This window comes from Nocardiopsis flavescens (genome assembly GCF_900141985.1).
In the GTDB taxonomy this organism is placed as follows: Bacteria; Actinomycetota; Actinomycetes; order Streptosporangiales; family Streptosporangiaceae; genus Nocardiopsis; species Nocardiopsis flavescens.
The window spans coordinates 216,359-237,055 of the sequence record NZ_FQZK01000012.1; the positions used below are offsets into that span (position 1 = coordinate 216,359).

The 20,697-nt window shown below is 72.5% G+C and carries 21 protein-coding genes; 20 read left to right on the forward strand and 1 reads right to left on the reverse strand.

Translation table 11 applies throughout. The features are described 5' to 3' along the window. Positions 1–24: 24 nt before the first annotated feature. From folE to BUE45_RS20010, 14 genes are all read left to right on the forward strand, one after another. Positions 25–591: a GTP cyclohydrolase I FolE gene (gene folE / locus BUE45_RS19945; protein WP_073380911.1), complete on the forward strand. Its 567-nt coding sequence runs from the start codon at positions 25–27 to the stop codon at positions 589–591. A gap of 87 nt (positions 592–678) precedes the next feature. Beyond that, the gene (gene folP, locus BUE45_RS19950) at positions 679–1,590 is read left to right on the forward strand and encodes a dihydropteroate synthase (RefSeq protein ID WP_378664379.1); all 912 of its coding nucleotides are present in this window, start codon (positions 679–681) and stop codon (positions 1,588–1,590) included. Next, positions 1,587–2,036: a nuclear transport factor 2 family protein gene (locus tag BUE45_RS19955; protein WP_073380874.1), complete on the forward strand. Its 450-nt coding sequence runs from the start codon at positions 1,587–1,589 to the stop codon at positions 2,034–2,036. The genes folP and BUE45_RS19955 overlap by 4 nt, the downstream gene beginning before the upstream one ends. Beyond that, the gene (gene folB / locus BUE45_RS19960; protein ID WP_073380875.1) at positions 2,033–2,425 is read left to right on the forward strand and encodes a dihydroneopterin aldolase; all 393 of its coding nucleotides are present in this window, start codon (positions 2,033–2,035) and stop codon (positions 2,423–2,425) included. The genes BUE45_RS19955 and folB overlap by 4 nt, the downstream gene beginning before the upstream one ends. After that, the gene (folK, locus tag BUE45_RS19965; protein ID WP_073380876.1) at positions 2,422–2,955 is read left to right on the forward strand and encodes a 2-amino-4-hydroxy-6-hydroxymethyldihydropteridine diphosphokinase; all 534 of its coding nucleotides are present in this window, start codon (positions 2,422–2,424) and stop codon (positions 2,953–2,955) included. Before folB ends, folK begins: the two co-directional genes overlap by 4 nt. A 23-nt stretch (positions 2,956–2,978) precedes the next feature. Further along, on the forward strand, positions 2,979–3,443 hold the full coding sequence (locus BUE45_RS19970; protein ID WP_073380912.1) for a DUF3180 domain-containing protein: 465 nt from the start codon (positions 2,979–2,981) through the stop codon (positions 3,441–3,443). A 159-nt stretch (positions 3,444–3,602) separates the two neighbouring features. Next, positions 3,603–4,049 (forward strand): PH domain-containing protein, encoded by a 447-nt coding sequence (locus BUE45_RS19975; protein WP_073380913.1) that lies wholly within the window; start codon positions 3,603–3,605, stop codon positions 4,047–4,049. 282 nt (positions 4,050–4,331) lie between these two features. Then, positions 4,332–5,687: a PH domain-containing protein gene (locus BUE45_RS19980; RefSeq protein ID WP_073380877.1), complete on the forward strand. Its 1,356-nt coding sequence runs from the start codon at positions 4,332–4,334 to the stop codon at positions 5,685–5,687. Positions 5,688–5,931: 244 nt separating this feature from the next. Continuing rightward, complete coding sequence (locus BUE45_RS19985; RefSeq protein WP_073380878.1) at positions 5,932–6,171, forward strand: chaplin family protein; 240 nt, start codon at positions 5,932–5,934, stop codon at positions 6,169–6,171. A gap of 450 nt (positions 6,172–6,621) precedes the next feature. Next, positions 6,622–6,864: a hypothetical protein gene (locus BUE45_RS19990; protein ID WP_073380879.1), complete on the forward strand. Its 243-nt coding sequence runs from the start codon at positions 6,622–6,624 to the stop codon at positions 6,862–6,864. 197 nt (positions 6,865–7,061) lie between these two features. Then, positions 7,062–7,946, forward strand: coding sequence for a Rossmann-like and DUF2520 domain-containing protein (locus tag BUE45_RS19995; protein WP_073380880.1), 885 nt, complete (start codon positions 7,062–7,064; stop codon positions 7,944–7,946). Between the two features lie 67 nt (positions 7,947–8,013). Further along, positions 8,014–8,883, forward strand: coding sequence for a pantoate--beta-alanine ligase (gene panC / locus BUE45_RS20000; RefSeq protein ID WP_073380881.1), 870 nt, complete (start codon positions 8,014–8,016; stop codon positions 8,881–8,883). 58 nt (positions 8,884–8,941) lie between these two features. Then, positions 8,942–11,533 carry an L-aspartate oxidase gene (locus BUE45_RS20005; protein ID WP_073380882.1) on the forward strand — a complete coding sequence of 864 codons (2,592 nt, stop codon included), beginning with the start codon at positions 8,942–8,944 and terminating at the stop codon, positions 11,531–11,533. An 83-nt stretch (positions 11,534–11,616) separates the two neighbouring features. Beyond that, entirely contained in the window at positions 11,617–12,396 is a 780-nt protein-coding gene (locus BUE45_RS20010; protein WP_073380883.1) for a type III pantothenate kinase, read from the forward strand. A 43-nt stretch (positions 12,397–12,439) separates the two neighbouring features. Here BUE45_RS20010 and BUE45_RS20015 read toward each other — a convergent pair whose 3' ends face one another. Further along, positions 12,440–13,390 carry a cation diffusion facilitator family transporter gene (locus BUE45_RS20015; protein ID WP_073380884.1) on the reverse strand — a complete coding sequence of 317 codons (951 nt, stop codon included), beginning with the start codon at positions 13,388–13,390 and terminating at the stop codon, positions 12,440–12,442. Between the two features lie 174 nt (positions 13,391–13,564). Here BUE45_RS20015 and lysX point away from each other — a divergent pair, with 174 nt between their 5' ends. The 6 genes from lysX to BUE45_RS20045 form a co-directional block, all read left to right on the forward strand. Then, positions 13,565–15,073 (forward strand): bifunctional lysylphosphatidylglycerol synthetase/lysine--tRNA ligase LysX, encoded by a 1,509-nt coding sequence (gene lysX / locus BUE45_RS20020; protein ID WP_073380885.1) that lies wholly within the window; start codon positions 13,565–13,567, stop codon positions 15,071–15,073. 671 nt (positions 15,074–15,744) lie between these two features. Next, entirely contained in the window at positions 15,745–16,065 is a 321-nt protein-coding gene (locus tag BUE45_RS20025) for a LuxR C-terminal-related transcriptional regulator (RefSeq protein WP_073380886.1), read from the forward strand. A gap of 144 nt (positions 16,066–16,209) precedes the next feature. Next, a complete protein-coding gene (locus tag BUE45_RS20030; RefSeq protein WP_073380887.1) occupies positions 16,210–16,809 on the forward strand; it encodes an amino-acid N-acetyltransferase in 600 nt (199 codons plus the stop codon). Positions 16,810–17,270: 461 nt separating this feature from the next. Further along, complete coding sequence (locus BUE45_RS20035) at positions 17,271–17,552, forward strand: hypothetical protein (protein WP_073380888.1); 282 nt, start codon at positions 17,271–17,273, stop codon at positions 17,550–17,552. A 225-nt stretch (positions 17,553–17,777) separates the two neighbouring features. Beyond that, a complete protein-coding gene (locus BUE45_RS20040; protein ID WP_073380889.1) occupies positions 17,778–18,119 on the forward strand; it encodes a histone-like nucleoid-structuring protein Lsr2 in 342 nt (113 codons plus the stop codon). Between the two features lie 734 nt (positions 18,120–18,853). Beyond that, on the forward strand, positions 18,854–20,697 hold a 1,844-nt coding region (locus BUE45_RS20045), incomplete at its 3' end, for an ATP-dependent Clp protease ATP-binding subunit (protein WP_073380914.1).

Sequence of the window (20,697 nt, forward strand, 5' to 3'; positions counted from 1 at the left end):
GGGGCGCAGGCCCCCGGCGGACGGGTGGACCGGGAGCGGATCGAGAGCGCCGTCCGCGAGATCCTCATCGCCATCGGCGAGGACCCCGACCGCGACGGCCTGGTCGAGACGCCCGAGCGGGTCGCCCGCGCCTACGAGGAGCAGTTCGCCGGCCTGGGGCAGAAGCCCGGCGACGTGCTCACCACGGTGTTCGAGGCCGGCCACCAGGAGCTGGTGCTGGTCAAGGACATCGAGCTGTACTCCACCTGCGAGCACCACCTGGTGCCGTTCTACGGGGTGGCGCACGTCGGGTACATCCCCGGCTCCGACGGCCGCATCACCGGCCTGAGCAAGCTCGCCCGCCTGGTCGACATCTACGCGCGCCGGCCCCAGGTGCAGGAGCGGCTCACCGGCCAGGTGGCCGACGCCGTCATGGAGCACCTCAACCCGCGCGGCGTGATCGTGGTCGTGGAGGCCGAGCACCTGTGCATGACCATGCGCGGGGTGCGCAAGCCCGGTGCCCAGACCGTCACCTCCGCGGTGCGCGGGATCTTCCGCGGCAGCGACCGCACCCGGGCGGAGGCCATGAGCCTCATCCTGGACCGCCGCTGACCGCGCGCGGCGCGGCGGCGGGAACTTCCCGGGAGGGGCCGGGGGCGTGAGCCCCCGGCCCCTCCCGTTACGAATAGGGTGACCCTCATGGGGCCGAAATACACACTTCCGGGCCTGCCCGACCGCGGGCGGTGCCTGGTGATGGGGGTCGTGAACGTCACCCCCGATTCCTTCTCCGACGGCGGATCCTGGTTCGACCCCGAGAGGGCGGTCGAGCACGGGCTTCGGCTGGTCGACGAGGGCGCCGACATCATCGACGTCGGCGGCGAGTCGACCCGTCCGGGGGCCCAGCGCGTCACCGCCGAGGAGGAGCTGCGCCGGGTCGAACCGGTGGTCAGGGCCCTGGCCGCACGCGGTGCGGCCGTCAGCGTGGACACCATGCGGGCCGAGGTCGCCGAACGCGCCGTGGCGGCGGGGGCCGTCCTGGTCAACGACGTCAGCGGCGGACTGGCCGATCCGGCCATGGCGCGACTCGTGGCCGCTTCCGGTGTCGCCTACGTGTTGATGCACTGGCGTGGGCATAGTCATGACATGCAGAGCCGTGCCGTGTACACGGATGTCGTCCAGGAGGTCGTAGATGAGCTCCGAGACCGTATGGAGGCCATGATCAGTGCAGGCGTCGACCCGGGGCAGATCGTCCTCGACCCGGGACTCGGATTCTCCAAACGACCCGAGCAGGCCCACAACTGGGCGCTCCTGAGGCACCTGGACCGCTTCCACGAACTGGGCCGTCCCGTCCTGGTGGCGGGATCCCGCAAGCGCTTCCTGAGCAGGCTGCTCAGCGAGCCCAAGGGGGAGGACCGCGCCTTCCTCGAATGCGACGCCGCCACCTCCGCCCTGACCACGCTGTCGGCCGACCGCGGCGCCTGGGCGGTGCGGGTCCACGACGTGCGCGCCAGCGCGGACGCGGTCCGGGTGGCCGCGGCCTGGGCCGACGGCGGGGCGTCCCTCGACGAGGGGCGCTTCGAGGACGACGGCCGGGGACGGGGCCGCCGGTGAGATCACGCCAGGAGGTCATGGAGCGCGTGGCCGAGGCCAACGCGCAGTTCTACAGCGCCATCGAGAACGGCGACATCGACCTGATGCGCAGCGTCTGGGCGGAGGAGCACGAGGCCCCCGACCTGGTGTGCGTCAACCCGGGGTGGCCGCTGCTGCGCGGGCGCACCGAGATCATGCGGGCCTGGTCGCTGATCATGGCCAACGTCACCTACATCCAGTACGTCCTCACCGAGACCCACATCGGGGTGGGCGGCGACATCGCGATGGTGACGTGCGAGGAGAACGTGCTCACCGCCGAGGACGGCAACCCCGGGTTCATCGCGGGGGGCCAGGTCGTCACGACCAACCTGTTCGTCGACACGGCCCAGGGGTGGCGGCTGTGGTCGCACCACGCCTCGCCGGTGCTCATGGGCGAGGACGACGAAGAGGAGGAGGACGGGGAGTGACCTCCGACCGCATCGCCCTGCGCGGCCTGCGCGCCCGCGGCCACCACGGCGTGTTCGACTTCGAGCGCCGGGAGGGCCAGGACTTCGTGGTGGACGCCGTCCTGCACCTGGACCTGGCGCCCGCCGCGGCCTCCGACGACGTGGCCGACACCGTCCACTACGGGCTGCTCGCCGACCGGCTGGTCGCGATCGTCACCGGGGAGCCGGTGGACCTGATCGAGACCCTCGCCGAGCGGCTGGCCGCGGAGTGCCTGACCGACGAGGCGGTGCGGGAGGTCGAGCTGACGGTGCACAAGCCGTCGGCGCCGATCCGGCACGAGTTCGCGGACGTGTCCGTGACGGTCGTGCGCGCCAACGCGTCCCCGTCCGGGAGCGGAGGGGCGCGGTGACCCGCGCGGTGCTGGCCCTGGGCTCCAACCTCGGAGACCGGTGGCGGGCCCTGCGGGGCGGCGTGGAGCACGTGCTGTCCGGGGCGGGCGCGCCCGCCCCGGCGGCGCTGTCCCCGGTGTACGAGACCGCCCCGGTGGGCGGCCCCGAACAGGGGGCCTACCTCAACGCGGTGGTGGTCGTCGACACCGGCGGCACGCCGCGGGAGCTGCTGGAGCGGGCGCGTGCCGCGGAGCGGGCCTTCGACCGGGTGCGCGAGGTCCGGTGGGGCCCGCGCACCCTGGACGTGGACGTCGTCGCGTTCGGCGACGTGCGCTCCGACGACCCGGTGCTCACCCTGCCGCACCCGCGCGCCCACCTGCGGGCGTTCGTGCTGCGCCCGTGGCTGGACGCCGACCCCGGGGCGGTGCTGCCGGGGCGCGGTCCGGTCGCGGACCTGCTGGCGGCGGTGGAGGCCGCGGACACCGCGGGGGACCAGCGGCTGTACCGGCGCGACGACCTGCGGCTGGACCCGTCCGGGGGTGTCCGGTGACCGACGAGGACGACGAGCGCCGGATGCACCCCACCGGGTGGCGGACGCCGGTGCTGCTCGGAGCGGTCGGGGTGCTGCTGGGCGCGCTGTTCGCGTCCGTGCTCCCCGGGCTGCCGCCGATGCCGTGGACGGCCGTTCCGACCCTGCTGCTGCTCGCCCTGGCCGAGGCGTTCACCGCGGGGCGGACCCGCCGCAGGATCCGCCGGGCGGCCGGCACCGAGCCGATCCCGCCGCTCAGCGCCGCCCGCCTGGTCGCCCTGGCCAAGGCGAGCGTGCTGGCCGCCGCGCTGTTCGGCGGCTTCTGCGCGGGGGTGGCGCTGACGGTGGCGGACAACCTGGGCCTGCCGGTCCACCGGGAGGTCTTCCTGACCGCGCTGGGCACCGCGCTGGCCGCGGCCGTGCTGGCGGCGGCCGCCCTGTACCTGGAGTACGCCTGCCGCGTCCCGGGCGACGGGGAACGCGACGACGACCGGCCCGGGGCGGCCTGAACGCCCCGGCCGGACCGCCTCCGGACGGGGAGCGGCGACGGATGGTTGACTGGGCCCGTGGACACCAGCGAACCGACACCTCCGAACCCGCCGCCCCCCGCGCCGGAGCGCCCGCTCGACGCGGCCTTCGCCGCGCCCGGGGGCTCCGAGTGGCGCCGGGTGTCCCCGGCCCTGGCCTGGTACCGCCGGATGGTCCTGGGGGCCCTGTGCCTGGGCTCGGGGCTGCTGGGGGCCCTGCTCCTGTTCCTGTGGGCGGACCGCGTCTGGGCGGCCGTCTGGGCCGCGGCGGCCCTGGCCGTGTTCGCCGCGGGCTGGTTCCCGGCCGGCCGCTTCCGGGACTCCTGGGGGTACACCGAGGGCCGGACGGAGCTGTACCTGACGTACGGCGTGCTGGTCCGCCAGCTGGTGGTCGTGCCCTACGGTCGCATGCAGGTGGTGGACACCACCGCCGACCTGCTCGAACAGGCGCTGGGAATCGCCACGGTGCGGGTCCGCACCGCCGCCAGCACCGCCGACACGCGCGTGGTCGGCCTGCCCCTGCTGGAGGCGGTGGCCCTGCGCGACCGGCTGGCCTCCCGCAGCGAGACGTTCTCCACGGGGTTGTAGATGCACGAACGCGACCGTCCCGACCCGCCGCCGGCCCCGCAGGGCCCGCCGCCCGCGCCCGTGCCGCCGCCCCCGGTCCGGCCGGACCCCGGCCGGCCCCCGGGCCCCGGGGTGCCGGTCCCGCAGGCGCCCGCGCCGCCGGCCCGTCCGGCGGCGCATCCCGGTCACCCCGGATACCCCGGACACCCGGCGGGGCCCCCGGTCCCGCCGGGGCCGCCGCACCGGATGCCCGGACCCGCCCACCCGCCCGGCCCGCAGGGGCCCGGGTACGGACCGCCCGTGATGCTGCCCCCGACGGTGTGGCAGCGCCAGCCGCCCGCGCCCCCCCGGCGCGTGGAGGAGGACGTCACCACCGGGGTCTACCGGGCGCACTGGCTGATGGTGCCCGTGCGGGTCCTGGGCGTGACCCTGGCGTTCGTGGCGCTGGCCGGCCCCATTCTCACGATCTTCGGCGTCGCCTGGATGGTGACGCTGACCGTCGCCGTCCTGTTCGGCGCGTTCGCGTACACGCTGCCCTCCTGGTGGTACGGCAGCTTCGGCCTGCGCGAGGACCACCTGGTGGTCCACAGCGGGCTGGTCATGCGCGGCTCCCGGGAGATCCCGCTGAGCCGGCTCCAGGCCGTCGACGTCGTGCGCCCGCTGCTGGGCCAGGTGTTCGGGCTGGCCGAGCTGCGCATCGAGCTGGCCGGCGGCGACAACAGCGCGGTCCGCCTGCGCTACCTGCGCCACGGGGTCGCCGAGCGGATGCGGGTCGCGGTCCTGGCGCACGCCGCCGGGCTGTCCGGCCGCTCCCCGGAGGCGCCCGAGTGGCCGTTCTACCGGCTGCCGTTCCTGCTCCTGCTGGGCTCGCTCACCTTCCGGGTGCCGGTGCTGCTGGCCTCCCTGGCGCTGGCGGCGATGATGACCGCCGGGGTGATGTTCCTCGAACCCGGGGTGCTGGGCGCGGCGGTGCCGCTCGCGCTGGGGCTCATCCGGTCGTTCCTGGGGCCGCTGGCCCGCTACACCGACTACTACGCCTCGGTCTCCTCCGACGGGCTGAGGCTGCGCTACGGGATGTTCCAGCGGCGCATGCAGACGGTCCCGCCGGGCCGGGTCCAGGCGGTGCGCGTGGTGGAGCCGCTGCTGTGGCGGGCGCTGGGCGTGGCCCGGGTGGAGGCGACGGTGGCGGGGTACGCCGGGGCCCGCCAGGCCGACTCGGCGACGCTGCTGCCGGTGGCGCCCCGGCGCCGGGCCTACGCGCTGGTCGACGAGCTCTTCCCGGAGAGTGAGGTGGCGTACGTGCCGCTGGTCCCGGGCCGGGAGGGCTCGCGGTCGCTGGTGGGCGTCGACGAGCACCTGTTTGTCACCGTCTCCGGCCTCTTCCTGCGGGTGACGGAGGTCGTCCCGATGGAGCGCGTCCAGGCCCTGCGGCTCACCGCGGGCCCCCTGTCCCGGTTCACCGGCCGGGCGGCGGTCGGCGTGGGCGTCCCGCCGGGGCCGGTCCGGGCGCGGGCCCGGGGCCGGGAGGCCGCCGAGGCCCGCCGGATGCTGGACGCGATGGTCGACCTGGGACGACGGGCTCGGGTCCCGTCCGCGGGGCCCGAGCGGTGGGCCACACGGGCCACGATGACGCGCGCGGAGGACACCTCCGACAGCTGATGTGGCGTGCCTCACATTGGCGGTACAAATTGCTTCCACTAATGGCTCTCATGTCCGACATGGGTGCTCACGATGGGTGATTCTTCCAGGTCAAGACCAAGGAAAACTCGCGTGTTCTGGCCTCTGATGGCCGCCGAGTATGGCTAAATGGTGACTGAACACGTTGAGTGTTCTTGGTTGTACACATGGTCAACGTTATCGACCGATCGGCGCCCCCGCCGTTCGGTCCGACGGGAGAAAACACATGCTGAAGAAGGCTTTCGCCGCCAGTGCCATCGTCGCCGCCGCCGCGGGCGTCCTGTTCACCGGCGCTCCGGCCATGGCCAACAGCAACGTCTTCACCTCTGGCAACGGCAGCATCCTCGGCGGCAACCAGCTGGTCGCCGACCTGGACGTGCCGATCAACGTCTGCGGCAACGCGATCGCGATCCTCGGTGTGGCGGGTGCCAACTGCGTGGACTCCGGCGCCACCGTCAAGAACTAGTGGTCAACGCCTTCCGGTCCTGAGAGCCGGGAAGGACGGGTCGGAGACGTCCGGCCGGGTCCTTCCCGACAGGGCCGGGCCGACTGCTCCAGCGCCGCTCCGTGACGACGGGGCGGCGTTTTCGTGTGCCCGGGGCCGCGCACTCCGCCGCGGACCCGCGCACGAATCCTCTCCCCGGATAGGCCTCCGACCGCAATGCGCATTGGAGTCGTGCTGAATCGGCTCCGATGGTGACGCTTCGTGCTTCTTCGGTCCGCTACTTGGCCGTCCTTTGTCCTGAAAAGCCATCACTCAAAGTGACGCGTCGCAAATCCATCGTGATAATCCCAGTTCAGTGGGGTCGAAATCGCGGAGTGCGCGGGTAACTTCAGCATCGGTGCCGGACACGGCGCCACTGAAGGAACGAGCCCGGGCGGTCCCCCGACCCGGACACGACAAGGAGAACGCGTAGTGCTGAAGAAGACGCTCGCCACCGCCGCACTGGTCCTCGCCTCCGCCGGGATCCTCTTCTCCGCGGCACCGGCGGCGGCGTACGGCGGTGCCTGGACCTCCGGCCACGGCTCGAACGTCAGCGGCAACATCGCCTACATCAACGGCATCGAGAACGAGAACGAGGGCTGCGGCAACTCCAACGCCGTCCTGGGCCAGTCGCTCGCCTCCTGCTACAACTCGGGCGTCATCATCCAGAACTGACCCGGCCGCCCCGCGCGCGGGGGCACACGGGAAGCAGGACCGGGGGCGGGCCCGACGGGGTCCGCCCCCTCGTGCGCGCGCACCCCGCGCCCGGACCAGGGGCGGGGCGCCGGGCGGGGCGGCGGGGAGGGCTATCGTGTGCTCAGGCGTCACGGCCGGGGAGGGCCGGACGCACGCGCGACGATGGGGGCACAGGCATGGAGACCACGCAGGGGCGTCCCGCCCGGCTGCGGATCGGCGTCATCGGTCCCGGCCGTGTCGGCTCGGTCCTGGGCCGGGCCCTGGGCCTGGCCGGACACAGGGTCGTCGCCGCCGCGGCCGTCTCCGAGGCCTCCAAGGCCCGCGTCGCCGACCGGCTGCCCACCGCGCGCCTGATGGAGCCCGCCCGCGTGGTCGAGGCCTCCGACCTCGTCCTGCTCACCGTCCCCGACGACGCCCTGGCCGAACTCGCCGAGGGGCTGGCGGCCACCGGCGCCGACCTGCGCGGCACGCTCCTCGCCCACGCCAGCGGCGCCCACGGGTACGGCGTGCTGGCCCCCGCCACCGCCGCCGGCGCGCTGCCGCTGGCCCTGCACCCGGCCATGACCTTCACCGGCCGCGACGAGGACGTCGCCCGGCTGGCCGACTGCGCCTTCGGGGTCACCGCACCCGATCCGCTGCGCCCCATCGCCGAGGCCCTGGTGGTCGAGATGGGCGCCGAGCCCGTCTGGATCGCCGAGGACCGCCGCACGCTGTACCACGCGGCCCTGGCCGGGGGCGCCAACCACCTCGTCACCCTCGTCGCCGACAGCGCCGCGCTGCTGTCCGCCGCCGGGGTCCCCGAACCCGGCAGGATGCTCGCCCCCCTGCTCAGCGCCTCCCTGGACAACGCCCTGCGCCTGGGCATCCACGGCCTCAGCGGCCCGGTCCTGCGCGGCGACGCCGGGACCGTCGCCGGACACATCGGGCAGCTGCGCGCCCACGCGCCCGAGAGCGTCGCCGCCTACGTCGAACTGGCCAGGCTCACCGCGGACCTGGCCATCAACGCCGGCATGCTCAAGCCCGAGGACGCCGAACCGCTCCTCGACGTCCTGCGCCGCTGACCGTCCGACCACCGCCGCGGCCCCGGACCACCGCCGGTGCGCCGCGGCCGTCCCAGGGGAGCCCTCCATGACCTCATCCGCCGACCGCTCCGCCCCGCTCGTGGCGCGCACGCCCGGCGAGCTGCGCCGCGCCCTCGCCGACGCCGGGACCACCGCCCTGGTCCCCACCATGGGCGCCCTGCACGAAGGCCACCTGAGCCTCATGCGGATCGCCCGCGAGCGGGCCCGCACCGTCGTCGTGAGCATCTTCGTCAACCCCCTCCAGTTCGGCCCGGACGAGGACTTCGACCGCTACCCGCGCGACCTGGAGGGCGACACCGCCCTGTGCGCGCGGGAGGGCGTGGACGTCGTCTTCGCCCCCGCGACCGGGACGATGTACCCGGCCGGCCGCCCCGCCGTCACCGTCGAGGCGGGGGAGATGGGCTCCCGGCTGGAGGGCGCCTCGCGGCCCGGCCACTTCACCGGCGTGCTCACCGTGGTCGCCAAGCTCTTCCACCTGGTGCGGCCCGACCTCGCGGTCTTCGGGGAGAAGGACGCCCAGCAGATCGCGCTGGTCCGCCGCATGGTCGCCGACCTCGACCTCCCGGTGGAGATCGTCGGCGCGCCCATCCTGCGCGACCCCGACGGGCTGGCCTCCTCCAGCCGCAACGTCTACCTCTCCGCCGACGAGCGCGCCTCGGCGCTGGCCCTGTCCCGCTCGCTGGAGGCGGCCCGCGGGGCCGCGGGCGCCGGGGCCGCCGCCGTCCGCGCCGCGGCGGCGGCCGTGCTGGCGGAGGCCGCCGCGGCGCGGCCCCCCGTCCGCCTCGACTACCTGGCCCTGGTCGACCCGGCCACCTTCACCGAGGCCGCCGACGGCCACCGCGGCGACGCCGTGCTCGCCCTGGCCGCCCGGGTCGGCTCCACCCGGCTGATCGACAACGCCTCCCTCACCCTGTGAACCACCCGACGCCGCCCCCGGCACCGAGACACTGCGCACCCCGCGGAAGAAGATCCCCATGAGCACACCCCACCCGACCAGGCTCGACGCTCCCGCACCCGGCTGGACCGTCACCGCGGACCTCGTCATCGTCGGCTCCGGTATCGCCGGCCTGAGCACCGCTCTGGGCCATCTGCGCCACGCCGGGTCCGGGCGGGTCGTGCTCGTCACCAAGGACCGGATCTCGACCGGCTCCACCGCCTACGCCCAGGGCGGCATCGCCGCGGCGGTCGCCCCCGGGGACGACCCGGTCGCCCACATGGTCGACACCCACCTGGCCGGAGCCGGGATGTCCGACCCCCACGCCGTCCACGTCCTGGCCACCGAGGGTCCCGGCGCGCTGCGCCGCCTCATCGCCCTGGGCGCCGAGTTCGACCGCGACGCCGACGGCGGGCTCTCCCTCACCCGGGAGGGCGGCCACCGCGCCGACCGGATCGCCCACGCCGGGGGCGACGCCACCGGGGCGGAGATCCAGCGGGCGCTGGTCGCCGCGGTGCTGGCCGAGGAGCGCATCGAGATCATCGAGCACGCGGTGGCGCTGGACGCCCTGCGCGACCCCGCCACCGGCGCGGTCGGCGGCATCTCGCTGCACGTGATGGGGGAGGGCAGCCGCGACGGCGTCGGCGCCGTCCTGGCCCCGGCCGTGGTCCTGGCCACCGGCGGGCTCGGCCAGGTCTTCGCCGCCACCACCAACCCGCCGGTCTCCACCGGCGACGGGCTCGCCCTGGCCGCACGTGCCGGGGCCCGCCTGCGCGACCTGGAGTTCATCCAGTTCCACCCCACGGTGCTCTGGCTGGGCCCGCAGGCCCGCGGACGCCAGCCGCTGGTGTCGGAGGCCCTGCGCGGCGAGGGCGCCTACCTGGTGGACGCCGCGGGGAGGCGGATCATGGAGGGCGTCCACGAGCTCGCCGACCTGGCGCCCCGAGACGTGGTCGCCCGCACGATCGCCCGGACCATGGCCGAGCAGGGCGTCGACCACGTGTACCTGGAGGCGCGCCACTTCGGGGCGGCCGTCTGGGAGAGGCGCTTCCCGACCATCCTCGCCTCCTGCCGCGAGCACGGCATCGACCCGCTGAACGAGCCCGTCCCCGTCGCCCCCGCCGCCCACTACGCCTCCGGCGGAGTGGAGGTGGACATCGACGGCCGCACCGGCGTCCCGGGCCTGTGGGCGGTCGGCGAGGTCGCCCGCACCGGCGTCCACGGCGCCAACAGGCTCGCCTCCAACTCCCTGCTCGAAGGCCTGGTCTTCGCCGAGCGCATCGCCGCCCGGACCGCCGCCGAGCGGGGCCCGGTGCCGGCCGCCGGCGAGCCCGCCCCGCACGTGACGGCCCTGCCCGACCCGGCCGTCGTCCCCCGGCTGCGCGCCCTGATGTCGCGCCACGCCGGGGTGCTGCGCACCGGCGAGGGCCTGGCCGCACTGGTCGCCGGGCTGGAGGACCTCACCGGGTCCACCGGACCGGTCACCCCCGACACGGCCTCCTGGGAGGCCGCCGACCTGCTCACGGTGGCCCGCCTCGTGGCCGCCGCCGCAGCCCACCGCACCGAGAGCCGCGGCGCGCACCAGCGCGCCGACCGCACCGGGCCCCTCCCGCACTGGCGGGTCCGCCCGGTGATCGTCCGACTGGAAGGGGACACCCCCGTGGCCACCGACGAACCCTGGACCCCCTCGCTGCCGCCCGGACTCGCCGCGGAGCTGGACTCCCTCGCGTTCCCGACGGCCGGGGACGGACCCCGGCCCGACGCCCGCGCCGAGTTCACCCTCCCCTGGACCGCCCCCCACGGCGCCCACGTGGACCTGGTCCGCCGGGCCCTGTCCGAGGACCTCACCGGCGGGGCCGGGATCGACGTCACCACCGTCGCCACGATCCCCGCCGACCAGGTCCGCACCGCCCACGCGGTGGCCCGCGCCGACGGCGTCGTCAGCGGCCTGCCCCTGGCCGAGCTGGCGTTCTGGCTGGTGGCCGACGGCGCCCTGGAGGTCACCCGGTCGGCCGCCGACGGCGACGCCGTCAAGCGCGGCGACGTCCTCATGTCGGTCACCGCCCGCACCCGCGACCTGCTCACCGCCGAGCGCACCGCGCTCAACCTCCTCACCCACCTGTCCGGGATCGCCACCGCCACCCGCGCCTGGGTGGACGCCGCCGCCGGGACCGGGGCGCGCATCCGCGACAGCCGCAAGACCCACGCCGGCCTGCGGGCGCTGGAGAAGTACGCCGTGCGCTGCGGAGGCGGGGCCAACCACCGCTACGGCCTCGGCGACGCCGGGCTCATCAAGGACAACCACGTGGTCGCCGCGGGCGGCGTGGGCGCCGCCGTGCGCGCGGTCCGCGAGCGCTTCCCCGGGGTCCCCCTGGAGGTCGAGGTCGACCGGATCGACCAGATCGAGGAGGCCCTGGCGGCGGGCGCCGAGGAGATCCTGCTCGACAACTTCACCGTCCCGGAGCTGGAGGAGGCCGTCGCCCTGGTCGCCGGGCGGGCCCGCCTGGAGTCCTCGGGCGGCCTCACCCTGGACGTCGCCGCCGCCGTCGCCGCGACCGGGGTGGACTACCTCGCCGTCGGCGCCCTCACCCATTCCAGCCCCGCCCTGGACATCGCGCTCGATCTCCTGTGACCGCATTCACCGGCGGGCTATCCGTGAAGACCGGGATTGGGGGAGGATTCCCTTAAAAGACACTTCGACCAGGATGAGGGTCCATGCTGCTGGCGATCGACGTCGGTAACTCCGAGACGGTCTTCGGTCTCTTCGAGGGCGAGACCCTGCTCGAACACTGGAGAGTGGGGACCGACACCCGGCGCACCGCCGACGAGTGGTCGGTGGTGCTGCGCGGGCTCCTGGAGGGGGGCGCGCACGGCGGTGCGGACGACATCGACGGCCTGGCGCTGTGCTGCTCGGTGCCCTCGGTCCAGCACGAGATGCGCGACATGTTCCGCCGCCACTTCGACGGGGTCGCCGCGGTCATCGTCGAACCGGGCGTCAAGACGGGCGTGCCGATCCGGATGGACAACCCCAAGGAGGTCGGCAGCGACCGCATCATCAACGCGCTGGCCGCCGACCACCTGTACGGCGGCCCGGCGGTGGTGGTGGACTTCGGCACCGCCACGACGTTCGACGCGGTGAGCACCAAGGGCGAGTACGTGGGGGGCGCGATCGCCCCCGGCATCGACATCTCGGTGGACGCCCTGTCCCGGCGCGGCGCCCAGCTGCACATGGTGGAGATCGTCAAGCCGCGGGCGGCGATCGCCAAGAACACCACCGAGGCGCTGCGCTCGGGGATCGTGTTCGGGTTCGCGGGGCAGGTGGACGGGATCGTCGACCGGATGGTCGCCGAACTCACCGACAACCCCGACGACGTCACGGTGGTCGCCACCGGGGGGCTGGCCACCACGGTGGTGGGGGAGTGCGAGACCGTCGACGTCCACGAGCCGTGGCTGACCCTCATCGGGCTGCGCCTGGTGTTCGCGCGCAACACGTGACCGCCCGGGCCCGCCGCCGGAGCGGCCGGCGGGCCCGGCGGGGTCAGGACCCGGGGGTTCCGGACGCGTCGGGGGCCGCCGCGGACCGGTCCAGATCGGGTTCGATGTAGATCATCCGGGCGATCGGCACGGCTTCGCGGATGCGCGCCTCGGCCTGGTCGATCGCCCGCGTCACCCGGCTCGCGTCGTCCTGCGCGTCCACCGCGACCTTGGCCGCCACCAGCAGTTCCTCCGGGCCGATGTGCTGCGTCTTCATGTGGATGAGGCGGTCGATGTCCTCGACGGACACGATCGCCCGCTCGATCTCGCGCACGTGCTCGTCCGTGGCGGACTCGCCGATGAGCAGGCTCTTCATCTCGACGGCCAGCACGACGGCGATCGCCACCAGCAGCAGGCCGATGGCCGCGGTCCCCAGGCCGTCCCAGACGCCGTTGCCCGTGACCAGGGTGAGGCTCACGCCGGCCAGCGCGAAGACCAGGCCCAGGAGGGCGCCGGCGTCTTCCAGGAGGATGACCGGCAGCTCGGGCGACTTGGCGCGGCGCACGAACTGCACCCAGGTCGCCTTGCCGCGCACCGCGTTCGACTCCTTGACCGCGGTGTGCATCGCGAAGGACTCCAGCGCGACCGCCACCAGCAGGACCACGATGGGCACCCACCGCCACGCGGTGATCGGCTCGGGGTGGGAGATCTTGTGCCAGCCCTCGTAGAGCGCGAACAGGCCGCCCACGCTGAACAGGACGATCGCCACGATGAAGGAGTAGATGTAGCGCTCGCGCCCGTAGCCGAACGGGTGCTCCTTCGTCGCGGCCCTCCGGGCCCTCGTGCCGCCCAGGAGCAGCAGCCCCTGGTTGCTGGAGTCGGCGACCGAGTGGATGGACTCGGCGAGCATCGCCGATGACCCGGTCAGGAGATAGGCGCCGAACTTCGTCGCGGCGATTCCCAGATTCGCGCACAGGGCCGTGACGACGGCCTTCGTGCTTCCTTCAACGCTCACCGATGTGTTCCGTCTCTCGAAGATGCACTGCTGAGGGGTGTCGCGGAACTGCCGGGGCAGTGGCAGGGCAGTGCGATCGTAGTGAGCCCGCGGCGCGATTTCACCCTTGTGGCCGGTTGCGGCGGGCCGCCGGGGCGGCCGAGCCCGCCGTGTCGCGCCGGTAGGATCGCGTGTGTGAACCACACGCACGACGACACCTACGACGACCTGCCCGAACAGATGAGAGTTCGGCGCCAGAAACTGGACCGCCTGCGCGAGGAGGGGACCGACCCCTTCCCCGTCGTCTTCGAGCGCTCCACGTCGATCGGCGCCGTGCGTGAGAAACACACCGACCTGCCGCCGGACACCGCCACCGGGGTCGGGGTCTCCATCGCCGGCCGCGTGATGCTGTACCGCACCGGCGGGAAGCTGTGCTTCGCCACCCTGCGCGACGAGACCGGCGACATCCAGGTCATGCTGTCGCTGGACAAGGTCGGCCAGGAGCGCCTGGATGCCTGGAAGGCCGACGTCGACCTGGGCGACCACGTGGGCGTGGAGGGCGAGGTCATCACCTCCCGCCGCGGCGAGCTGTCGGTCATGGTGACCTCCTGGACGCTCACGGCCAAGTGCCTGCGCCCGCTCCCGGAGAAGCACAAGGGCCTCACCGACCCCGAGGCCCGGGTCCGCCAGCGCTACGTCGACCTCATCGTCAACCCCGAGTCCCGTGAGATGGTGCGCCGCCGGTCGGCCGCCATCCGCGCGATCCGCGACGGCCTGACCGCGCGCGACTACATCGAGGTCGAGACCCCGATGCTGATGCGCGTGCACGGCGGAGCCACGGCGCGGCCGTTCACCACGCACATCAACGCCTACGACATGGACCTGTACCTGCGGATCGCCCCGGAGCTGTCGCTGAAGCGGCTGGTCGTGGGCGGACTGGAGAAGGTCTTCGAGATCAACCGGAACTTCCGCAACGAGGGCGCGGACTCCACGCACAACCCCGAGTTCACGATGCTGGAGTTCTACCAGGCGTACGCCGACTACAACGTCATGGCGGACATCACCCGGGAGCTCGTCCAGGAGGCGGCGCGCGCCGCGTTCGGCACCACGGTGGTCGAGCGCGACGGCGTGGAGTACGACCTGGGCGGGGAGTGGCCGCAGGTCACCCTGTACGGCGCGGTGTCCGAGGCGCTCGGCGCGCAGGTCGACCCGCGCACGCCGGTCGGGGAGGTCCGCCGGCTGGCCTCGGCCGCGGGCGTGGAGTACGACCCGGCCTGGGGCCAGGGCAAGCTGGTCGAGCACGTCTTCGAGGAGCTGGTGGAGCACACGCTCGTCCAGCCCACGTTCGTGCGCGACTTCCCGCTGGAGACCAGCCCGCTCACCCGCCAGCACCGCGAGGACCCGCTGCTCACCGAGAAGTGGGACCTCATCGGCTTCGGCATGGAGATGGGGACGGGCTACTCGGAGCTGGTCGACCCGGTCGAGCAGCGCCGCCGCCTCTCCGAGCAGTCGCTGATGGCCGCAGACGGGGACCCCGAGGCGATGCAGCTCGACGAGGACTTCCTGCGCGCCCTGGAGTACGGCATGCCGCCGACCGGCGGCGTGGGCGTGGGCGTCGACCGCCTGCTGATGGCGTTCACCGGAAAGAACATTCGGGAAACCGTTCTTTTCCCGATCGTGAAGCCGGAGGGGAACGACGCCTGACTTTCATGGCGCCCCATTGATCGCGGCCTTATCCCGATGACCGGGATGTCCGAAAGCGGGGGTGGTGACGCCGGGCCCGGTGCCCGGCGGTACCGCCCCCGTCGGCGTTCCCGGCCCAGGTCGCACCCGCGGCGGGGAGGGGACCGGCCCCGGGGACCGCCGCCGCGGCCCGGGGACGGCGCCGCGGCGGCGAAGTTTTTCCCGTGGAGGGAGACTTCTTGAGCTCCTTCGTGGACGAAGATTGTTTTCGCAGGTCAGTGCCGAAAAAGAAGTGTCCGTTCCGTGACGTTGCGACGGTAGGTTTCGGACTCGTCACCCATGGTGATTTATCTGGCCTTGACGGTATCTACTCATCCGCCTAGCGTGCTGAGAGCGGGCAGAGCCCCGCGAGTTCGCCGAAGTGGATCGAGTAACGCGGCGTGCGCCAGGAGCACCGGGACCCCCGGCCCCTCGCGCACGCGCAGCACCCACCGGTGCGGTCTGTCCGTCCCAGGCCGCAACGCATCAGGGGTCGTGTGACCCGTGTCCGGACAACTCCCCCGTTCCTGTGCCAGAGGAACGCTGTGAGGCGTCCGCACGACGGGGCCGTGCGTCGGAACCCCGCCCGACGCACTCGCATCTCACCAGGTGACGAGTTGATGTTCCGCACTCACATGATGAGGGAGGACGGAGTGGAACAGGCCACACTCGTACGACGCACCGTTGAGGACCAGGGCGTGCCGCAGGCCCGGGAGCACCGTGAGAACGTGGTGCCCCTGCAGAGCCGCCCGCGCGAAGCCGCCGTCGGTCCGTACGCGCCGGTCGAACTGAGTCACGAAGAGATCGAGCTCCTCGCCGAGATCGCGACCGGTGTCACCACCGAGGTCGCGGCCCGGCACCTGGAGCTGAGCGCCCGCACCCTGCGCCGGCGCATCCGCAACATCTGCGATGTGCTCGGGGTCAACACCCCGATCGAGGCGGTCGTCTGGGCCGCCCGGCGCCAGCTGATCTGACGCTTCGAACGCACCCCTTCTCCCCGGCCCGGCCGGGGACCGACCACGGGCATGCCGGCCCGGCGCCCAGGGGCACCCGCGTTCACCGGTCGAGAGCGAGCCGGTGGAATCCGCGGGGCCCCGGGGGCATAGTCTGGACCGGTTATGCCCGTTCGTCATGTACAGGTGCGGCGCGCCCGCACCGGCGATGTCGCGCACATCCGCCGACTCGTCGACACCTACACCGCTGACCGGCGCGTGCTCTCCAAGAGCACGGTCAACCTCTACGAGGACGTCCAGGAGTTCTGGGTCGCCGAGGCCGAGACCGTTGTCGGCGCGGACCCGGGGGACCCCGGCCCCGACGGCGGCCCCGCAGGCGGGGGCGTGGAACGGCGGCTGGTGGGCTGCGGTGCGCTGCACGTCCTGTGGGAGGACCTGGCCGAGGTCCGCACCGTCGCGGTCGACCCCTCCCTGCGCGGTTTCGGTATCGGCCACCGGATCGTCGCCGCCCTCCTCGACACCGCCCGCGCCCTGGGCGTGCGCCGGGTCTTCTGCCTGACGTTCGAGACGGCGTTCTTCGCCCGCCACGGCTTCGCGCCGATCCAGGGCGCGCCGGTGTCGTCGCGCGTGTACGAGGAACTCCTGCGCTCCTATGACGAGGGTGTCGCCGAATTCCTCGATCTGGAGCGCGTCAAACCCAACACCCTCGGGAACACCCGGATGCTCGTACACCTCGGCCCCGGGGTCGAGAAGACCGGTGGCTAAAGGTTTTCACGCTCTCTTGGGACCGGGTTCCGGCAATGCCCACCGCAAAGTCCCCGGGTTGGTGAAGCCGGGGCCGTGACACGAAGCCGCGATTGGGCACACCGGGTGGTATGCAAGTGGAAGGGGGGAGGTAATGTGTACCTGCGACCGGAGCCGCCGCGGCCGTACCGAGTTCGACGGCGAGTTCGGCGGGGGCCGGAAGGTTCGCGATTTCGCCGGTTCCGCGACTCGGCCGGTCTCTTCGCCCGGCGCGCCGGTACACCGAAGCGCACCCGTATTGACGCTCTCCGGTTTGCCGTGCCGGGTCCCGGTACCGTCCTGGTCAAAGCAGGGGATACGGTGTCTATGATGTCCGGTATGCGTTTGCCCGTCCCGTCGGGCGCCATCCCCCCAGGAGTCACCCGACACTGAGTCGGGTATTTGCTGCAATAAGTAACAACCAGGAAGGGTGGACCGCTTCGATGGGTGACTTTTTGTCATCGGTGCTTCCCCCCGGACTGCTGGACGTATTGTCGGCGCTCATCCCTCCGGTGGTCGTCGCCTTCGTGTTCTGCTACTTCATCATCAAGGTGCTGCGCCGTGAGATGGCGCCTCGCCGGATGGACGGAAGCCTGGTCGGCAAGGGTGCTCAGGCGTCCTCCGGCCCCGCGGACGAGAACACTCGGGTGACCGGGGAGACCGGCGCGACGAACGGGACGGCGAATGTCCGGAGCGCGGAAGGCGAAGAATCCGGCGACCGTTGATACGGTCCTTGACCGATCACATCCCCGGACCGGCCGCCACAGGCCGGTTCCGGTGATGTTTCGCGTGCGGGCACGCGGCCCCATCGGCCCCCGGCCGATCCCCCCATGGCCGGGCGGCGGTGTCTCAGGGTGATTTCCGGCACGCCGCCAATTGTGTTCCTGCGGGCCGCGGGATAGCTTTATATTCAGGTGTGGAGACACCGCTCTTCTGAAAGGTTTGATTCCATGGCACAGAAGGTCCAGGTTTTCCTGGTCGACGACCTCGACGGTGGCGAGGCCGAGGAGACGGTCACGTTCGGTCTGGACGGCTCCGTGTACGAAATCGACCTCAGTGCGAGTAATGCCGCCAAGCTTCGTGAGGCACTTACTCCGTTCGTCGATGCAGCCCGCAAGGCTTCGCCGAAGGCGGGCCGCTCGGCCGGCCGCCGCGCCGCCAGCAGGAATGCTCCCAGCCGTGAGCGCAGCGCCGAGATTCGCGCCTGGGCGAAGGCCGCGGGCAAGCCCGTCAATGAGCGCGGCCGTATCCCCGCGGCCATCGTCGCCGAATACGAGGCGATCAAGGGCTAGTTCGCCCGTCCCCGGGTACGCCGAAATGTTGTCGGTTCTTCATCGAATTTCGACCGGCGGTACCGGGGAGGACCGAGGTTCCCGATCCCGAGTGGAACGGCCCGCGGGCGCGGCAGGCGGATCCCCGCCGCGACGGGGGCGGCGCGAGGGGGCCGGGGAACGCCGGTCCGGGGGCCAGCGCCCCGCCACGGGGGTCCGGCGCCCGACGGGCGAGGACGCGACACGGCCCGCCGCCCACGGGGGCGAGCCGGAGGACGGGGGGAGCGCGGGTCCGGAGATCACCCGCCGGACCGCTTCGGACCGATCGCGGTGCTTCTCGAGAGAGCACCGGACCGGGACCGGCGAGCATCGCTTTTCCGCAATTTCGCTTCCGGCTGAACAACACGGAGCCTGTTCGCTGAGAGCCGATTATCAGGGCCTGTACAAGCAACGACCCGGTCACTCCCGGCATCACGGGAGTGCCGGGTCGTTCGCCTTCGGCGTACAGGGAAATCTGACGCCGCAATCGGTAGTTGGATGTTGGGTGAACGCCCTATCGTCGGGGAAAGTCTCTGGCACGGACGGCTTCGGCCGGATCGTGGCGGAGACGTCCGTCCGCTCGGCAGCCGGTCGAACGGTTCGGACGGGTGCGACAGTGCTCCCCGGGGCGGTTATCCCTGTGGGGCCTATATGCGGAAGAGTCGGGTCGGTGGGAACCGACCCTGCCTGACCGCTCTGTAGAGGAGCGACGAGACATGTTCGAGAGGTTTACCGACCGCGCGAGGCGAGTGGTTGTTCTGGCCCAGGAAGAGGCCAGGATGCTCAACCACAACTACATCGGTACGGAGCACATCCTGCTCGGCCTCATCCACGAGGGTGAGGGCGTCGCCGCCAAGGCTCTGGAAAGTCTCGGTATCAGCCTCGAAGCGGTTCGGCAGCAGGTCGAGGAGATCATCGGTCAGGGCCAGCAGGCGCCGTCGGGGCACATCCCCTTCACGCCGCGGGCCAAGAAGGTCCTGGAGCTCTCCCTGCGGGAGGCGCTCCAGCTCGGCCACAACTACATCGGGACCGAGCACATCCTGCTCGGCCTCATCCGCGAGGGCGAGGGCGTCGCCGCCCAGGTCCTCGTGAAGCTCGGCGCCGACCTCAACCGGGTCCGCCAGCAGGTCATCCAGCTGCTCCACGGCTACCAGGGCAAGGAGCCGCAGGCGACCACGGGCTCGTCCGAGTCCACCCCCTCCACCTCCCTCGTGCTCGACCAGTTCGGCCGCAACCTGACGCAGGCCGCGCGGGAGAGCAAGCTCGACCCGGTCATCGGGCGGGACAAGGAGATCGAGCGGGTCATGCAGGTCCTGTCCCGCAGGACCAAGAACAACCCGGTCCTCATCGGCGAGCCCGGCGTCGGCAAGACGGCGGTCGTCGAGGGCCTGGCCCAGAAGATCGTCAAGGGGGAGATCCCCGAGACGCTCAAGGACAAGCAGCTCTACACGCTGGACCTGGGCGCCCTGGTCGCGGGCAGCCGCTACCGCGGCGACTTCGAGGAGCGCCTCAAGAAGGTGCTCAAGGAGATCCGCACCCGGGGCGACATCATCCTGTTCATCGACGAGCTGCACACCCTGGTCGGTGCGGGTGCGGCGGAGGGGGCAATAGACGCCGCCTCCATCCTCAAGCCCATGCTGGCCCGCGGCGAGCTGCAGACCATCGGCGCGACCACGCTGGACGAGTACCGCAAGTACCTGGAGAAGGACGCCGCGCTGGAGCGCCGCTTCCAGCCCATCCAGGTGGACGAGCCGACCATCAAGCACGCCATCGAGATCCTCAAGGGCCTGCGCGACCGGTACGAGGCCCACCACCGGGTCTCCATCACCGACAGCGCCCTGGTGGCCGCGGCCAACCTCGCCGACCGCTACATCAGCGACCGGTTCCTGCCGGACAAGGCGATCGACCTCATCGACGAGGCCGGCTCGCGCATGCGCATCCGCCGCATGACCGCGCCGCCGGACCTGCGCGAGTTCGACGAGAAGATCGCCGGAGTCCGCCGGGACAAGGAGTCCGCGATCGACGCGCAGGACTTCGAGAAGGCCGCCTCGCTGCGCGACGACGAGAAGCAGCTGCTGGGCAAGAAGGCGCAGCGGGAGAAGGAGTGGAAGGCCGGCGACATGGACGTCGTGGCCGAGGTCGACGAGGAGCTCATCGCCGAGGTCCTGGCCGCCTCCACCGGCATCCCGGTCTTCAAGCTCACCGAGGAGGAGAGCTCCCGGCTGCTGCGCATGGAGGACGAGCTGCACCGCCGCGTCATCGGCCAGGAGGACGCCATCAAGGCGCTCTCCCAGGCGATCCGGCGCACGCGTGCGGGTCTGAAGGACCCCAAGCGCCCCGGCGGCTCGTTCATCTTCGCCGGCCCGTCCGGTGTCGGTAAGACCGAGCTGTCCAAGACCCTGGCCGAGTTCCTGTTCGGGGACGAGGACGCGCTGATCCAGCTGGACATGTCCGAGTTCATGGAGAAGCACACGGTCTCGCGGCTGTTCGGCTCCCCGCCCGGGTACGTCGGCTACGAGGAGGGCGGCCAGCTCACCGAGAAGGTGCGCCGCAAGCCGTT

Bases quoted from the DNA above. Each gene is read 5' to 3' on its own strand.
- folP (WP_378664379.1), top strand. From the start codon at position 679: ATGGGGCCGAAATACACACTTCCGGGCCTGCCCGACCGCGGGCGGTGC.
- BUE45_RS19970 (WP_073380912.1), top strand. From the start codon at position 2,979: ATGCACCCCACCGGGTGGCGGACGCCGGTGCTGCTCGGAGCGGTCGGG.
- BUE45_RS19980 (WP_073380877.1), top strand. From the start codon at position 4,332: ATGCTGCCCCCGACGGTGTGGCAGCGCCAGCCGCCCGCGCCCCCCCGG.
- BUE45_RS19985 (WP_073380878.1), top strand. From the start codon at position 5,932: ATGCTGAAGAAGGCTTTCGCCGCCAGTGCCATCGTCGCCGCCGCCGCG.
- BUE45_RS19995 (WP_073380880.1), top strand. From the start codon at position 7,062: ATGGAGACCACGCAGGGGCGTCCCGCCCGGCTGCGGATCGGCGTCATC.
- panC (WP_073380881.1), top strand. From the start codon at position 8,014: ATGACCTCATCCGCCGACCGCTCCGCCCCGCTCGTGGCGCGCACGCCC.
- BUE45_RS20005 (WP_073380882.1), top strand. From the start codon at position 8,942: ATGAGCACACCCCACCCGACCAGGCTCGACGCTCCCGCACCCGGCTGG.
- BUE45_RS20010 (WP_073380883.1), top strand. From the start codon at position 11,617: ATGCTGCTGGCGATCGACGTCGGTAACTCCGAGACGGTCTTCGGTCTC.
- BUE45_RS20030 (WP_073380887.1), top strand. From the start codon at position 16,210: ATGCCCGTTCGTCATGTACAGGTGCGGCGCGCCCGCACCGGCGATGTC.
- BUE45_RS20035 (WP_073380888.1), top strand. From the start codon at position 17,271: ATGGGTGACTTTTTGTCATCGGTGCTTCCCCCCGGACTGCTGGACGTA.
- BUE45_RS20040 (WP_073380889.1), top strand. From the start codon at position 17,778: ATGGCACAGAAGGTCCAGGTTTTCCTGGTCGACGACCTCGACGGTGGC.